The organism is Cryobacterium sp. Y62 (assembly GCF_002929785.1).
In the GTDB taxonomy this organism is placed as follows: domain Bacteria; phylum Actinomycetota; class Actinomycetes; order Actinomycetales; family Microbacteriaceae; genus Cryobacterium.
In genome coordinates this window covers 187,115-202,791 of the sequence record NZ_PJJK01000121.1, presented here as the reverse complement: position 1 = coordinate 202,791, position 15,677 = coordinate 187,115, and the positions used below count along the sequence as shown (strand labels likewise).

Here is a 15,677-nt window from a genome sequence, read left to right as displayed (position 1 = left end):
CAGATACGCGCTCAGCAGCGGCGGGTTTGCGCGCGACCGGGCACAGTGGCGGCATGCAACCAACCCGTGTTAAAGCCCAGAAGACCCAGGACTTTCTGGCACTTGTTCCCCAGCTGCTCGGGTTTCTGCCCGAGACCAGCGCGGTTCTCGTCGCGTTTCGCGGCAATCGCACCTGCGGCGCCTTGCGCTTCAACCTGCCCGAGGATGGCGCATCGCAGAAGGTGTACAAACGCATCGCCACGACACTGGCCGGGATGCTCTGCAAAATTCCCGGCGTCGACGCTGTCGTTCCCGTCATCTACACGGAAGACTCCTTCGTCGAAGCTCGCGGAATCCCACGTGAGGGTTTTGCGGAGATATTGAACCGGCGGCTCGAGCTCAGCGGTTTTCTGTTGCGTGATTCTCTCTGCGTGTCAGTGGATGCCTGGGGCAGCTATCTCGATCCGCAGTGCCCGGCGGGCGGACATCCGCTCAGCGATATTGCCGAGTCTCCACTGAACCACGAGGTGGCCGACCAGGCTGAGCGACCGCTCGGCACGCTGCAGAACGGCGCGGAACCGGTCGGCGTTAATCTGGCCACCAAAGAACGCCTCGCCAGGGTCTACCGGCGTTACCACCGCCTGATCGCGCGGGCCGAAAATGCCCCGGAGTTGTTTCCTACCCTCGGCGCGCTGCTCGACCCGGTCGCGATCGCGGAGGAAGCGCTGACCTGGAGCAACCCGCCCACCGAGGACGACGCAGCAGCGCTGCTCGTGCTCGTGCAGTCGCCGCCTAATCGCGACCAGATCATGGTGCAGTTCGCCTTCGGCCGCGAGGAAGGCGTGCGCGCCCATGCGGTGAACCAGCACTATGCCCGGCTGCAGCAGAAAACTGGGCGCAGCCTCGACGATATCGTCGCGGAAGAGATGGACTCCGGGGATGCGAGCGCCCAGCATACTGGGGACATTATGCTCGGGCTGCAGCAGGAACGACCGGATGTCGACCGGATCCGGATGGCCATCACCTTGCTGCGCACCGTGGTTGCGATGGCGCCGCATTCGGCCAGGCCGGCGCCGCTTTGCATGCTGGCTTGGCTATCCTGGGCTCTCGGCAGTGGCTCGGTGGCCGGAATCTTTGTAGACCAGGCGCTCGGCATCGACCCTCAATACAGTATGGCGAACCTGCTGGAAGTGCTGCTCGAATCGGGACACCTGCCGGAGTGGGCGTTCGCGATGCCACGCCAGGACGACGAGACGAGCGACGATCTCGGCTACGAAAACGACGAAGACTTTGGCGAAGACGCCACGCTCAGCGACGACGCTCTGTGGGCTTTCGAGAGCGAGCACAACGAAGACGACGACGAGGTGCGGGCCGCCGGCGGTTGAGGCGGGTGCGGCCAGACGGCGACCCGATCGCGCATCCAATTGGAGGCGAGACCGGGTCGCAGTGAATGAACTACATGTGCTTCGGTGCCTCCGAGAGCACGCCGCGCAGAATCTCGCCGATCTCGGCGAATTCCTTCGGGCCCATGGTCAGCGGGGGTGCGAGCTGGATGACCGGGTCGCCCCGGTCATCGGCGCGGCAGTACAGGCCGGCTTCATACAGCGCCTTAGATAGGTAGCCGCGCAGCAGGCGTTCAGACTCTTCGTCGTTGAACGTCTCCTTGGTGCCCTTGTCCTTGACCAGCTCGATGCCGAAGAAATAGCCGGCACCGCGCACGTCACCGACGATCGGCAGGTCGAGCAGCTTCTCGAGCTCTTTGCGGAACAACGGCGAGTTCTCGCGCACGTTCTCATTGAGCTTTTCCTCCTCGAAGATGTCGAGGTTAGCCAGGGCGACGGCCGAAGAGACGGGGTGGCCGCCAAAAGTATAGCCGTGATAAAACGTCGTATCGCCGTGCTTGAACGGTTCGTAAATACGGTCGCTGATGATGGTCGCGCCGATCGGTGAGTATCCGCTCGTCATGCCCTTAGCACAGGTGATCATGTCGGGCTGAATGTCATAGGTCGTTGAGGCGAACATGTTGCCGATGCGACCGAAAGCTGTGATGACCTCATCGGCGACCAGGAGCACGTCGTACTTGTCACAGATCTCCCGCACGCGCTTGAAATAGCCGGGAGGCGGCGGGAAGCAGCCGCCGGAGTTCTGGACCGGTTCGAGGAACACGGCGGCTACGGTCTCTGGTCCTTCGAACTCGATCATCTCTTCGATGCGGTTGGCGGCCCACTGACCGAACATCTCGAGGTTGTCGCCGAGGCCAAGGCCCGGGCTCATTTCGTCGGCTCGGTAGAAGTTGGTGTTGGGAACACGGAAGCCGCCGGGGGTGACCGGCTCGAACATTTCCTTCATTGCCGGAATGCCGGTGATGGCCAGCGCACCCTGCGGGGTGCCGTGATAGGCGACGTTGCGGGAGATGACCTTGTGCTTGGTCGGTCGCCCCATCAGCTTCCAGTAGTACTTGGCGAGCTTGAACGCGGTTTCGACGGCTTCGCCGCCGCCGGTCGAGTAGAACACGCGGTTGAGGTCGCCGGGCGCGTAAGAGGCGAGGCGGTCAGCGAGCTCGATCGCGTTCGGGTGGGCGTACGACCAGATCGGAAAGAATGCGAGTTCTTCGGCCTGCTTAGCGGCGACCTCGGCCAGACGCTTGCGTCCGTGTCCGGCGTTGACGGTAAACAATCCGCTCAAGCCGTCGATGTACTGCTTGCCCTGGGAATCCCAGATGTGGTGGCCCTGGCCCTTGACGATGATGGGCACTCCAGCGCCGGATTCCATCACGGACTGACGGGAGAAGTGCATCCAGAGGTGATCCTTGGCCTTTTGCTGCAACTCGGCGTTGTGCGCGTCGCTGAAGGCAACTGGTGAATCGATGGGTGTGGTGAGTGTCATTTTCTTTACCGTGTTCCCCAGTTATAGAACTGTTTGTGGAGTTTGAGATAAACGAAGGTCTCGGTGGAAAGAACCCCATCGAGATTGCGGATCTTGGAGTTGAGCAGTTCAAGTAATTCGTCGTCGTCTTCGCAGACGACTTCGGCGAGAATGTCAAAGGTGCCGGCCGTGAGTACGACGTAGTCGACGGCATCAATCGCTGCGAGCTGTTCGGCGAGAATCCGGGTGTCGGCCGAGGCTCGAATGCCGATCATCGCCTGGCGAAAGAAGCCCAGCTGCATCGGGTCGGTGACGGCGACAACCTGCATGACGCCGGAATCGGTGAGCTTTTGCACTCGCTGCCGCACGGCCGCCTCGCTGAGGCCGACAGCTTTGCCGATCTCCGCGTACGACCGACGTCCGTCGACCTGCAGTTGTTCGATGATCTTCTTCGACACATCGTCGAGCTGGGCCGGCTTGGGCGGGTGACCACGCCTTTGTCCATTCATGCATCGATTGTGTCAGTCAAAATGCACTTCAGCAAGTGAATCCGTAGCAGTCTTCGCAAAACACTGCGGATTTCATTTGTGAATCTGGGTGCGTATTAAACCGAAATAGATACACTGGGCCGCATGAGCGCCCCCGAACTACGCAACTTCATCAATGGCCAATACTCTGATTCGACGTCGACGGAACGGTTCGACCTGATCGATCCGGCGACCGAAACGGTCTATGCCAGCAGCCCGGTCTCGAACACGACCGACGTCGATGCTGCATACCGAGCCGCGGCATCCGCTTTTGAAATTTGGGGAGAAACAACCCCGGCGGTACGGCAGCTCGCGCTGTTTCGCATAGCGGATGCCATGGAGACGCGTGCCGAGGAATTCGCAGACGCCGAGTCGCTCGACACCGGCAAGCCGCGCTCGACCCTCGTTGACGACGAGATTCTGCTCTCGGTCGACCAGATTCGTTTCTTCGCCGGAGCAGCCCGCAATCTGGAGGGCCGCGCGGCCGGTGAGTATCTGACCGACCACACCTCGTTCATTCGCCGCGAACCGATCGGTGTCGTCGGTCAGGTCACGCCCTGGAACTACCCGCTGAACATGGCGGTCTGGAAATTCGCACCCGCGCTCGCCGCGGGCAATACGACCGTGCTCAAGCCCTCCGACACGACGCCGAGCGCGACGCTCCTGCTCGCCGAGATCGCCGCGGAGTTTCTGCCGAAGGGCGTGCTCAACGTGATCACCGGTGACCGCACGACCGGTGCGGCCATGATCGACCACAAGACTCCCCAGCTGGTATCGATCACCGGATCGGTGCGGGCCGGTATGGCCGTCGCTGAAGCCGCCTCACATGATCTCAAACGAGTGCACCTCGAACTTGGTGGCAAGGCACCGGTGATCGTTTTCGACGACGCAGATATCGAGCTCGCCGTGGCCGGCATCGTTGCCGCCGGCTTCTTCAACGCCGGCCAGGACTGCACCGCTGCGACCCGGCTGCTCGTGCAGGCCGGAATTCACGACGAATTCGTCGCCGCGCTAGCCCTCTACGCTCGGGAGAACGCGCGCACTGGAGCTCCCAGCGAGCAGGGAGTCTTGTTCGGCCCGGTCAACAACGCCAACCAGCTCGCTCAGGTCTCCGGTTTCGTCGACCGGCTGCCCGACCACGCAGTGCTCGAACTCGGCGGTCATCGTGTCGGCCAGGCCGGCTATTTTCACGAAGCGACCATCGTCAGCGGACTGCTGCAGACCGACGAGGCCGTGCAGCACGAGATTTTCGGCCCGATGATGACCGTGCAGTGTTTCACCGACGAGGCCGAGGCGCTGCGCTGGGCGAACGACGTGCAGTATGGTCTTGCGTCGTCGGTGTGGACGCAAGATCACGGTCGGGCGATGCGCTTTGCCAAGCACCTCGACTTCGGGTGCGTCTGGATCAACACCCACATACCGATCGTTGCCGAGATGCCGCACGGCGGTTTCAAGCACTCCGGGTACGGCAAGGACCTCTCGATGTATGGCTTCGAGGATTACACCCGGATCAAGCATGTGATGAGCTACATCGGACACTAGGCCGGTACGGTGTCAACGGACGGTGACGTTATTATGGTTCGAGTCCTTCGGTGAACGTTGGAACGGCGGGGCCGGCTTCGCGCCCCACACTCGGAAGGCACTACCCGTGACCCAGATTGGTCAAGGTTCGACCGAATTTCGTGTCGAACTGCCCAGCGTTGGAACGACGCTAACGCTGGCGTGGGCTGCCCTGACCGACGTTGGTCATCGCCGAGAGGTCAACGAAGACAGCCTGCTCGCCGCGCCGCCGCTGTTCGCCGTCGCTGACGGTATGGGTGGGCATTCGGCCGGCGATGTCGCCAGTGCCGCCGTCGTCAACCGGCTGGCCGAGCTATCCGGAACGCTCGTTGCCGAGGCCGGTTCGATTGACCGGGCCCTCGTGCTCGCCGTCGACGATATGGCGCAGGGTGTCGGAGTCACCGACCAGGGCACCGGAACAACGGTGACCGGGGTTGCACTGGCCCTGGTCTCGGATGCCGTCAGTTGGATCGTCTTCAACATCGGCGACTCCCGGGTTTATCAGTTGTTCAACGGTGTACTCGAGCAGGTCACCAACGACCACTCGGTCGTGCAGGAACTCGTCGATGCCGGGCGCATTACCCGCGAAGAGGCCGACGTACACCCGCACAGCAACATCATCACCCGGGCAGTCGGCTTTCACGAACCGCCCATTCCTGACTATCGCATTCTGCCGATTCAGGCCAGCATGCGCATCCTGGTTTGCTCAGACGGGCTCACCAAGGAACTGACCTCGTACGGTATCCGTCATTTTTTACTCGAGAAGAAGCTGGCAGCGGACGCCGTCTCCGCGATGGTCGAGGCGGCCCTCGAAAACGGTGGTCGCGACAACGTCACCGCGATCGTGGTTGACGTGCTCGCAGTCGAACCCTACGAGGCGCCGGAAGCCTGATCGCACTGGGCGCGGAGTCGAACGCTTACGTGATCGTGATGGCCGAACCGCTCACGATGATTCCGCCGGTTCGCGGGATATCGACGGTGAGCAGGCTCGGCCGCCCGATATGACTGCCCTGGTGGACCAGCACGCGCGTTGGCCCGTCGACGAGTGCCAGTTCGCGCAGATACCCGCCCAGCGCGGCCGCGGCCGAGCCGGTAGCGGGGTCTTCGAGTATTGTACCAACGGGAAACAGATTGCGGGCGGCGAATATATTCGGGGCCAGTGCGAAGAGCGTGGTGACCGTGCCGGTCCAGTTCTGCTCTTCGATCAGGCTGGCCATCGGTTCGACGTCGAACTGGAACGTGTCGAACGTCGTCTGGTTGGCGAAAACCAGAATCGGATGCCAATTTCCCGCAAAGGCAACCTGCGGCGCATACTGGGGATCCAAGTCGCCCCGGCCGATGCCGAGCAGATCCAGCAGCCGATCAAGGACTCCGTCGGAAAAATCGGCCAACCGCGGTTCCACACTCGTGAACGACGCGATGATGGCACCCTCGTTTAGTGTGGTCGTGATGACGATGACACCAACTGCCGTCTCGAACCGGAGAGTTCCCACGCCGTCGCGGGTCGCCAGGGCGATCGCTGTGGCGATAGTGGCGTGACCGCAGAAGGGCACCTCGGCGAGTGGGGAAAAGTACTTGATGCGGGCGTGTCGTTGGTCGCCGTCGATGGCAGGTTCGGTCAGAAATGCTGTTTCGGCATACCCGACTTCCGTGGCAATGTCCTGCATCTGCCCATCATCGAGATTCCGAGCGTCGAGGAGCACGCCGGCCGGGTTGCCGCCGCCGGGCTCGGCCGCGAATGCGGCGAGGCGCAGCAGGGATGGCGGAAGAGTCATGCCTTCAATCTAGGGCAGTGTCTTCCTCACATCGTGGTGCGAGAACCGGATCGCCAAGGAATGGCACGTTCGGGTCCGCTCACCCTACGCCACCGACTCCACCAGTCCCACCCATGAGTATTCCGTGGAACTCCGTCTGGAATATTGACAACCCCCACTTCCCAACCGTTCTGATTACCGGGTGAAGTGATTGATCAGATCATGCCATCAGTACACGCAGCGCCAGTGTAGACCAAGCGGTGAACTGGCCTGCATTGCGCTGCGGTTCGGTGGGGGCATTTTTTGCTAGATGGCATGCACAGCTATTAGGTCTCGCCGACTACCTGCTCGATGTTGATAGTCATGACGCAACCACCGAGTGTTCCGGCAGTGCAGCAAGACGCGCAGTCCTTACGCGGTGTGCTGCCCATGCTGATCCTGAGCCAATTGCACCGCGCCGAATCGTACGGCTACGAACTCGTTGTGCGGCTGCAAGACATTGGTCTCAGTGACCTCGCGACCGGCACCGTCTACCCGGTGTTGTCACGGCTGGAGCAGGACGGCTCGCTCACGAGCCGCCTGGTCGCGTCGACAGCGGGACCCGCCCGCAAATACTACACACTCAGCCCGGCGGGAAAGGAAGCCCTCAAGCTTTCGACTGCTCGATGGCGCTACCTGGTTGCGATCGTGCACATGGGCCTCGGTCCCATCCCGACAGATGAACCAGACCAGCCAGAATCACTCCGGGAGGAACCGAAATGAAAACCCAAACCACCCAGACCCGATCCGCGTTCGGAGTCTGGCGTCGCCGGGAGTCCTACCTGTTTCGGCTCGACCTCTGGCTCGAAGAATTGGTGTCGATGCGCGAACGCCGATCGATCCTGCGTGAGATTCGCGGCAACATCAAAGTGGATGCCGCCGCCCGCGACATCGACACCACCCTCGACTCGCTCGGCCCACCGCGCACCCTGGCCCGAAGTTTCGCCGAAACCAACCGCAGCAACCGGCCATTCTGGAATCGGGCTATCTACTGGTTCACCGGCCTCCTGCTTCTCTGGTTCACCCTGTCCTTCTTCTACACGGCCGGCATGTTGTCGGCACTGCTGTCCTCCGGAGCGCATTCGGCCGAGTCTTACTTCCTCGGGCTGCCGGTCTCGGCGTTCAACCGCGAGTCCGGAATCGGGATCGGTCGCCGATAGCCGGCGCAGGCAATCGCGTATTATAGAACGAGTGAATGAGACCTTGCCCCCGTGCCCTGAATGCTCCAGCGACCTGACCTACGAAATGGGCGCGCTGCTGGTTTGCCCGCTCTGCGCCCACGAATGGTCGAACGAACCGGTTGAAGAAGAGCAGGAAGCCGTCGTCAAAGACGCCTTCGGCACCATCCTGATCGACGGCGACACCGTGTCGATCATCAAGGACCTCAAGGTCAAGGGTCAGGCCCTGTCGATCAAGGTCGGCACTAAGGTGCGCAACATTCGATTGGTCGACCCGGTTGACGGACACGACATCGACTGCAAGGTCGATGGTTTTGGTTTCATGCAGCTCAAGTCCAGCTTGGTCAAGAAGGTTTAAGTGAGCCGGTCGTGACGTGTCAGATTTGCGGTGCCTGGCTGCCGGTTGGTGCCATGTTTTGCGGCGAGTGCGGTAGCTCTCGATCGGCTACCGTGGAATCGCGTAAGCGCCCGGATCCGCGCCCGAACGACACGACCATCATCGCGCGCCTTCCGCGAAAGGCAGTGATCATCTCCGTTCCGATTCCCGCACTCGTGCCCGTTCCGGTGCGCGCGGCCGCCGCCGTTACGAACGATCCCCCCGCAGCATCGACGCTGCCGAGCAGCAGGACCTTCGTTTTGACCTTCAGCACCGGTCAGAAAGTGACCGTCCAGGGGTCGGGCCTGATCGGGCGCAAGCCTCTGCCGCAACCTGACGAGATCTTCGACGATCTTATTCGGGTAGTGGATGCCGACCGCTCGGTCTCCAAGACTCACCTCGAGTTCGGCCAGCACGACGGCGAGTTCTGGGTCAGTGACCGGGTCTCCGGCAATGGCACCGTAATTCGCCGGCCCGGCGAAACGGCCGAGCCGCTCGAACCGGGACGACGCTACGTGCTACCGCACGGTACGCGGGTCGAAATCGCCGACCACTCGTTCACCGTCGCCTGAGCCGTTTGCCGTGGCGGGTTGCTCCTCCACCAGGCACCCAAACGCGGATTACGCACGGATAGCTCTCGCCCGCCCCACGCGGAGCCGATCCTCTGGTCTGCTGGTGCTGTGTCGACCGTTGACGAGAACCTCAGCCTGCCGCCGGCGTCCTCCGCGGCGCCACCGGCCGGATTTCCGCTTCTCGCCACTGTGGCACCACTGGCTGCCGCCGGCCTGATCTGGTCGATCACCGGGTCAGCGTTCGCACTGATCTTCGCCGTGCTCAGCCCGCTCATCGCGGTGGCCAGCATGGTCGACTCGCGGCGCGCCGGGCGCAAACGCCGCCGGACCGAAACTGCCGCACAGGCCGACGCCGTCGCGGTGCTTCGGGTGGCGATCACCGAACGCCAGGCCCGCTGGAGGGAGGACGCCTGGCAGCAGACTCCCTCGGCCAGGGACATCGTGCTCGGCCGTACCTCCGCCGCGCGCTGGCGGCAAACGGATGCCACGCTCGTCACCCTGGGCTGTGGCCCGGCACCGAGTGGCATTCGGTTGGGCGGGGCGACAGCTCCGAACGACCATCGAGAACTTCGTGACTGGGCCGCGATCATCACCGACGCTCCGATCGTCGTCGACCTGACGCACGGACTCGGCATCGTCGGGGCTGCACCTCTTCCCGAAGCCCTGGCCCGGGCGGTGCTCGTGCAGCTGTGCTTCGCACTGCCCCCGACCGACGTCGGCCTGGACCTGGATACCGGCCCCGAGTGGGAGTGGGCAGCCGCGTTTCCACACGACGACGTGCGACCAGCAACTCGGCACATCGTGCTGCATCAGGCGACGTCGGGAACATCGGCACGCACCGCGCGCGACCGCGGCCAGGGGCGACTGTTGGTCGCCGTTGCGACCCGGCTCGACGATCTGCCGCCGGGGTGCGGAACCGTTGTGCGGGTGATCGGTCCCGGCCGAGCGCAGCTGGTCCGGTCGCCGAATCGGGCGCCGGCCATCGATTTCTTCCCGGAACTGCTGACCAGGGCCGCGGCCACCGACTTTGCAGCGGCGCTCACCCGCCAGGCCAGCGACGCCGGCCTCGTCACCTCGGCCGGGGCGATCCCGGTCGGCGTTACCCTGACAGACTTACTCACGGCAGGCGGCAGCGCAACCGCCGACCCGGCGTCGGTTGCCCCGACCGGCCTGGGTTGCGTGATCGGAGTCGGACCAGCTGGGCCGGTACTCATCGATCTAGTGCGAGCCGGACCGCACGCCATCGTGGGCGGCACGACCGGCAGCGGCAAGAGTGAGCTCTTGACGACCTGGGTGGCGTCCCTGGCCGCTGTGCATTCAGCGGAACAGGTGAATTTCTTACTCGTTGATTTCAAGGGCGGCGCCGCATTTGCGCCCCTCAGCCGGCTTCCGCACTGCGTCGGGCTCATCACCGATCTCGATTCCCAGACGGCTGCCCGCGCCCTGGCCAGTCTGGGGGCCGAACTGCGCTTCCGAGAGCGGATGCTCAGCACTGCTGGCGCGCGGAATCTGACCGAGCTGGAGCATCCGCTGCCCCGACTGGTCATCGTTGTCGATGAATTCGCGGCCATGCTCGGGGCCTTTCCGGAGCTGCACGCCCTGTTCGTCGACATTGCTGCGCGCGGGCGGTCGCTCGGCGTGCACCTGATCTTGTGCACTCAACGACCGGCCGGGGTGGTGCGCGATGCCCTGATGGCCAACTGCAGCCTGCGCCTTTCGCTGCGGGTCAATAACCGGGCTGACAGCCAGGCCGTGATCGGAACGGATGCTGCGGCCACGCTGGATCCAAATCAACCCGGTCGGTGCGTGATCGCCACCGATACCGTCGAGCCGGTGCTCTGCCAGGTCGCCTCGACCGGGGAGAGCGACATTCTGGAGATTGCGGCGCGTTTCTCCGGCGGTACTGCACCGCGGCGCCCGTGGCTGAATGCGCTGCCGACGCTGGTGACCGAGGCCGATCTGCGCCGGTTCACCGTCGAGGGTGTCCCGGCTCCCGGCTACCCCCTCGGTGTGCTCGACGAGCCCGACAGCCAGCGGTACCGCGTGTTCGCCTACGCCCCCGAGATTGACGGTCACCTGCTCGTCGTGGGCGGGTCCGGCTCGGGCAAGTCCACGCTGCTGTGCACCATCGCCCGGGTGGCCGAACGCGAGCGTGGTGCCCAAATCGCCATTGAATTAGTGAACGCCGACGTCGAGTCGACCTGGGACGCATTGGAACGGGTGAGCATGCGCATTGAAAGCGGACAGCAGACCACAGCGCTGCCGCGACTGTTGCTGCTCGACGACTTCGATTCGGTTTCGGCGCGCTGGCAGCCGGATCATCGACTAGCCGCCGCCGATCTGCTCACTGGATTACTGCGCGATGGCCCTGCCGCCGGCGTGCACCTCGTCGTCGCCGTGCAGCGGCTGACCAGCGCGGTTCCCGGACTCGCTTCCCTCTGCCCGAGCACCCTGTTGCTCAAACTTTCCAGCGTGCAGGATCATCTCGCCGCCGGCGGGCTGTCGGCCAACTACCACGCCTCCCTGCCGGCCGGTGGGGGAGTCTGGCACAACACCTGCGTGCAACTGCTGGCTCCGGTGCCCGTGCAGGTGCAACTCACCCCGCTCGCCCGATCGACTCCGCAGCTGCCCGACCACGGCCCGCTGCTTGTCGTATCGTCGTCACCGGCGCGCACCGCCGCGCGACTGCGCGCTGTGCTGAGGGTGCCGGTGGTGGAGCTGGCGGGAACGACCGGGCCGACAGCATCCGCCCTGATCAGCGTCGAAACCGGTCAAACGGATGCTCCCGGCCGGCTGGTCGTCGTCGGTGACGCCGAAATCTGGCAGGCACACTGGACCCTGCTGACTCGGCTGCGTGGCCAGATTACAAGTGGGCAGACTGCACGCGGTCGGCTCAACGGCGGGCCGGCCAGCATCGTATTCGATCGGTGTGGCCTGTCCGATTTTCGGATGGTCAGTCACCGCCGTCAGTTGCCGCCACCGCTGGCTCCCGGGCGCGGCCGAGTCTGGGTGCTGCACCCCGATGGCGACGTGACTCGGGCGGTCCTGCCGGAACCGGACGGCAGCTTGGCGAGCGGCTAGGCCAGCACCTCGGCGAGCTGCCGGTGCGTCATCCCGTGGGCGAGCGCGACCGGGGGACTGATCAGGCGGCCGCCGAACACGTTGAGTCCCTGCGCCAGCGCGGCATCGGCGCGCAGTGCATTCACCCAGCCGAACGTGGCCAGGGCGCGCACGTACGGCAGGGTCGCATTCGTCAAGGCATAGGTCGAGGTGTGCGGCACAGCGCCAGGCATATTGGCGACACAGTAGAACAAGGATCGGTGCACGGTGAAGGTGGGGTCGGCGTGAGTGGTCGGATGGCTGTCAGCAAAGCAGCCGCCCTGGTCAACGGCGATGTCCACGAGCACGCTGCCCGATTTCATGCGCGACACTAGCTCGTTGCTGACCAGCTTGGGTGCCTTGGCACCAGGAATCAGCACCGAACCGATGACCATATCGGCCTCCATGACGGCTTTGTCGATCTCGAAGCTATTCGAGGCGATGGTCTTGACCCGACCGAAGTGCAGGGCGTCGATCTCACGCAGCCGAAACAGATTCGTGTCGAGCACGGTCACCTCCGCGCCGAGGCCGAGCGACACCTGCATCGCAGCGGTTCCGGCGACACCGCCGCCAAGCACGGCGATCTTGGCCGGATGCGTGCCGGGAACGCCGGGCACCAGCAGACCCGGGCCACCGTTCGGTTTGAGCATGGCATTGGCACCCACGATCGGTGCGAGGCGACCGGCGACCTCGCTCATGGGCGCGAGCAGCGGAAGCGCACGGGAGGGTAACTGCACGGTTTCGTAGGCGATCGCGGTGACCTGACTCACAAGCAGCGCCCTCGTCAGGTCGGGTTCGGCGGCGAGGTGCAAATAGGTGAACAGCACCAGATCGTCCCGAAAATAGCCGTACTCGCTCGCTATCGGTTCTTTCACCTTGAGCAGGAGGTCGGCGGCCGCCCAGACGCTCGCGGCGTCCGGCAGAATCGTCGCACCGGCCGAGCGATACTGCTCATCGCTGATCGAGGAACCCGCCCCAGCCCCGGCCTGCACGACCACATCGTGACCGTGCAACACAAGATCGTGCACCCCCGCCGCGGTGATCGCGACCCGAAATTCATTATTCTTGGTCTCGGTGGGAACTGCGATTCTCATGGTGTCCCTCTCTCGCTCCTGGCCACCACCCTAGTCTCGGTGAAGCGACGATTTCACGGGCGAATGTTGCAAGTATGTGCTGATTTCGTGACAAATCGGTTCCAAGATCAATGTTTTGAACACTTTTAAGTGTAATTTCCACCGATATGTGCAACTATCGACCAACTCGCAACGTCGTTAGCCCTGACAGTCTGCGTGCTCAGAATGCTAGGAGAACCAGATGAAGTCCAAGCCGCTGCCTGCTGATCCCATGATCCGCCAGCTCATTCGTCGGGCGCAGAACTCGCAAATGGGCCGTCGTACACTGCTGGCCGGCGCCGGTGCCGGCGCTACCGCGCTCGCGCTCGCCGCGTGCTCCTCCGGCGCCACAGCCAAACCCACCGCCGCGGCCGATACCTCGGCCACTGACAAGTCCATCCGCTGGGACAACTGGGCGCTCTACATCGACGTGGATGATGCCGGCAGCTATCCGACCCTCGACGCGTTCAAGGCACAGACCGGCATTTCGGTCAAGTACACCGAAGCCGTCGACGATAACAACTCCTATTACGGCAAGGTCAAGGACCAGCTCGCCCTTGGCCAGGACATCGGTGCCGATGTCGCCTGTCTGACCGACTGGATGGTCAGCCGCATGATTCGATTCGGCTACACCCAGGAACTCGATCACGCCAACATTCCCAACCTCGCCAATCTGCTGCCGTCGCTGCAGGACGTCGACTTCGACCCGGGGCGGGCCATGAGCGTGCCGTGGCAGGGTGGCTTCGCGGGTCTGGCTTGGAACAAGGAGAAGTATCCCCAGGGGTTGGCCTCGGTCGAAGACCTTTGGGCTGCCGACCTGAAGGGCCGCGTCGGTGTGCTCTCCGAAATGCGCGACACGATGGGCCTGATCATGCTCGATCAAGGCGTCGACATCTCCGGCGACTGGGGCGAAGATGAGTTCACCGCGGCTATCGACGAATTCGAGAAGCAGGTCTCTGACGGCCAGATCCGAAACATCAAGGGCAACTCCTATAAGGAAGACCTCGCCAACGAAGACACCCTCGCCGCCATCGTCTGGTCCGGCGACATCGTGCAGCTCAACGCCGAAAACGGCGACAAGTGGGGCTTCATCGTTCCCGAGAGGGGTGGCACCCTCTGGAACGACAACTTCGTGGTGCCGATCGGCTCGCCCGGTAAGAAGAATGTCGAGGAGCTCATCAACTACTACTACGACCCGGCCGTCGCTGCCGAGGTCGCCGCCTACGTCAACTACATCACCCCGGTCGTCGGGGCCAAGGAAGCCATGATGGCCATCGACCCGGCGTTGGCCGAAGACCCGCTGATCTTTCCCGACGATGCCACTCTCGCCAACGCCTACGTCTTTCGCGGTCTCGACGGCACCGAAGAGCAGACGTTCAATAACCAGTTCCAGGCGATCCTGCTGGGCGCAGCCTGATGGCCGTCGGTGCGTTCGCCGATCGTGGTGCTGACCTGGAACTGGTCGGCGTCGAAAAACGTTTCCCCGGGTTCACCGCCATTGAAAACCTCAACCTCACCATTCCGGCCGGATCGTTCTTCGCGCTGCTGGGCCCCTCGGGCTGCGGAAAAACGACGACCCTCCGCCTCGTCGCCGGACTGGAAGAACCGACCAGCGGCCGCATCCTGATCGCGGGAGCGGATGTGACGAATCGGAAATCCTTTCAACGTCCGGTCAACACCGTGTTCCAGAGCTACGCACTGTTTCCGCACATGACCGTGCTGGAGAACGTCGCCTTCGGGCTGCGCCGACGCAAAATCGCAGGCCCGGTGGCCAAGGCGCACGAGGCGCTTCTCCTGGTGGAGCTCGACCACCTCGCCCACCGTAAACCGCAGCAACTATCCGGCGGCCAGCAACAACGCGTTGCCCTCGCTCGCGCCATCGTCAATCGGCCCGCGCTGCTGCTGCTCGATGAGCCGCTCGGCGCCCTCGACCTCAAACTGCGGCGTCAGATGCAGCTCGAACTGAAAACCATCCAGGAGGAGGTGGGCCTGACCTTTCTGCACGTGACCCACGACCAGGAGGAAGCCATGACCATGGCCGACACCATCGCGGTCATGAACAAGGGCCGAATCGAGCAGATGGGTGAGCCGCAGCAGCTTTACGAACTACCCAAGACCTCGTTCGTCGCAAACTTTCTGGGCCAGTCCAACCTGTTCACCGGTCCGGTCGTGTCCACCACGAGCACCGCCATCGCCGTCGACGTTTCTGGCCAGAAGATCGTGGTGCCGCTGGAGCGAGCCCACCGAGTGTCGGGCGAAGTCACCATCGGTGTGCGTCCCGAGAAGGTCATCCTGCACGCTGAAGCACCGGTCCAGGACACCGGCCGCAACGTGCTGGGCCCGGGCCGGGTCATCGATGTGTCGTTCAGCGGGGTCAGCACGCAATACCTCGTCGACGTGCCGGGCGTCGGCACCCTGGTGGTATTCGCCCAGAACATGGTCTTCGGCCCGGCCGCGCACGTCGGCGCCTCTTGTTGGCTCAGCTGGAATGTCGTCCACGGCTTCGGTCTCGACGACGATCCCGCCCAGAGTCCGAGATTCGAAGCCGACCTCGACACCAAGACAATCGCCCAGCAGCGTCGGTCATCGCTGCTCACGGAGCTCGAGGAGGCCTGA

General features: G+C 63.6%; 14 protein-coding genes. 10 read left to right on the top strand and 4 right to left on the bottom strand.

All coding sequences use genetic code 11. The features are described 5' to 3' along the window. Positions 1 to 53: 53 nt before the first annotated feature. Positions 54 to 1,364 (top strand): DUF4192 domain-containing protein, encoded by a 1,311-nt coding sequence (locus tag CXY71_RS20275; protein ID WP_104139922.1) that lies wholly within the window; start codon positions 54 to 56, stop codon positions 1,362 to 1,364. A gap of 70 nt (positions 1,365 to 1,434) precedes the next feature. Here CXY71_RS20275 and CXY71_RS20270 read toward each other — a convergent pair whose 3' ends face one another. Together CXY71_RS20270 and CXY71_RS20265 are read right to left on the bottom strand one after the other, a co-directional pair. Further along, entirely contained in the window at positions 1,435 to 2,865 is a 1,431-nt protein-coding gene (locus CXY71_RS20270; protein ID WP_104139919.1) for an aspartate aminotransferase family protein, read from the bottom strand. 5 nt (positions 2,866 to 2,870) lie between these two features. Next, positions 2,871 to 3,353 (bottom strand): Lrp/AsnC family transcriptional regulator, encoded by a 483-nt coding sequence (locus CXY71_RS20265; RefSeq protein ID WP_092448738.1) that lies wholly within the window; start codon positions 3,351 to 3,353, stop codon positions 2,871 to 2,873. A gap of 123 nt (positions 3,354 to 3,476) precedes the next feature. Here CXY71_RS20265 and CXY71_RS20260 point away from each other — a divergent pair, with 123 nt between their 5' ends. Both CXY71_RS20260 and CXY71_RS20255 read left to right on the top strand, forming a co-directional pair. Then, positions 3,477 to 4,913: a gamma-aminobutyraldehyde dehydrogenase gene (locus tag CXY71_RS20260; protein WP_104139916.1), complete on the top strand. Its 1,437-nt coding sequence runs from the start codon at positions 3,477 to 3,479 to the stop codon at positions 4,911 to 4,913. A 106-nt stretch (positions 4,914 to 5,019) separates the two neighbouring features. Beyond that, the gene (locus CXY71_RS20255; protein WP_104139914.1) at positions 5,020 to 5,823 is read left to right on the top strand and encodes a protein phosphatase 2C domain-containing protein; all 804 of its coding nucleotides are present in this window, start codon (positions 5,020 to 5,022) and stop codon (positions 5,821 to 5,823) included. Positions 5,824 to 5,848: 25 nt separating this feature from the next. Here CXY71_RS20255 and CXY71_RS20250 read toward each other — a convergent pair whose 3' ends face one another. Next, a complete protein-coding gene (locus CXY71_RS20250) occupies positions 5,849 to 6,706 on the bottom strand; it encodes a PhzF family phenazine biosynthesis protein (RefSeq protein WP_104139911.1) in 858 nt (285 codons plus the stop codon). A gap of 342 nt (positions 6,707 to 7,048) precedes the next feature. Here CXY71_RS20250 and CXY71_RS20245 point away from each other — a divergent pair, with 342 nt between their 5' ends. The 5 genes from CXY71_RS20245 (at position 7,049) to CXY71_RS20225 (ending at position 11,931) form a co-directional block, all read left to right on the top strand. After that, positions 7,049 to 7,447 carry a PadR family transcriptional regulator gene (locus tag CXY71_RS20245; protein WP_104139908.1) on the top strand — a complete coding sequence of 133 codons (399 nt, stop codon included), beginning with the start codon at positions 7,049 to 7,051 and terminating at the stop codon, positions 7,445 to 7,447. Then, a complete protein-coding gene (locus tag CXY71_RS22265; protein WP_104139905.1) occupies positions 7,444 to 7,884 on the top strand; it encodes a hypothetical protein in 441 nt (146 codons plus the stop codon). Before CXY71_RS20245 ends, CXY71_RS22265 begins: the two co-directional genes overlap by 4 nt. Before the next feature lie 31 nt (positions 7,885 to 7,915). After that, the gene (locus tag CXY71_RS22260; RefSeq protein WP_104139902.1) at positions 7,916 to 8,260 is read left to right on the top strand and encodes a zinc ribbon domain-containing protein YjdM; all 345 of its coding nucleotides are present in this window, start codon (positions 7,916 to 7,918) and stop codon (positions 8,258 to 8,260) included. A gap of 92 nt (positions 8,261 to 8,352) precedes the next feature. After that, positions 8,353 to 8,850: an FHA domain-containing protein gene (locus tag CXY71_RS20230; protein WP_233204732.1), complete on the top strand. Its 498-nt coding sequence runs from the start codon at positions 8,353 to 8,355 to the stop codon at positions 8,848 to 8,850. A gap of 108 nt (positions 8,851 to 8,958) precedes the next feature. Next, positions 8,959 to 11,931: an FtsK/SpoIIIE domain-containing protein gene (locus CXY71_RS20225; RefSeq protein WP_104139899.1), complete on the top strand. Its 2,973-nt coding sequence runs from the start codon at positions 8,959 to 8,961 to the stop codon at positions 11,929 to 11,931. On the opposite strand, the gene ald is transcribed toward CXY71_RS20225, so the two are convergent. Continuing rightward, positions 11,928 to 13,043, bottom strand: a complete 1,116-nt coding sequence (gene ald, locus CXY71_RS20220) for an alanine dehydrogenase (RefSeq protein WP_104139897.1) — start codon at positions 13,041 to 13,043, stop codon at positions 11,928 to 11,930. The genes CXY71_RS20225 and ald overlap by 4 nt on opposite strands. 220 nt (positions 13,044 to 13,263) lie before the next feature. Between ald and CXY71_RS20215 the strand changes: the two genes are divergently transcribed. Beyond that, on the top strand, positions 13,264 to 14,478 hold the full coding sequence (locus CXY71_RS20215) for a PotD/PotF family extracellular solute-binding protein (RefSeq protein WP_104139894.1): 1,215 nt from the start codon (positions 13,264 to 13,266) through the stop codon (positions 14,476 to 14,478). Beyond that, a complete protein-coding gene (locus tag CXY71_RS20210; protein WP_104139891.1) occupies positions 14,478 to 15,677 on the top strand; it encodes an ABC transporter ATP-binding protein in 1,200 nt (399 codons plus the stop codon). The genes CXY71_RS20215 and CXY71_RS20210 overlap by 1 nt, the downstream gene beginning before the upstream one ends.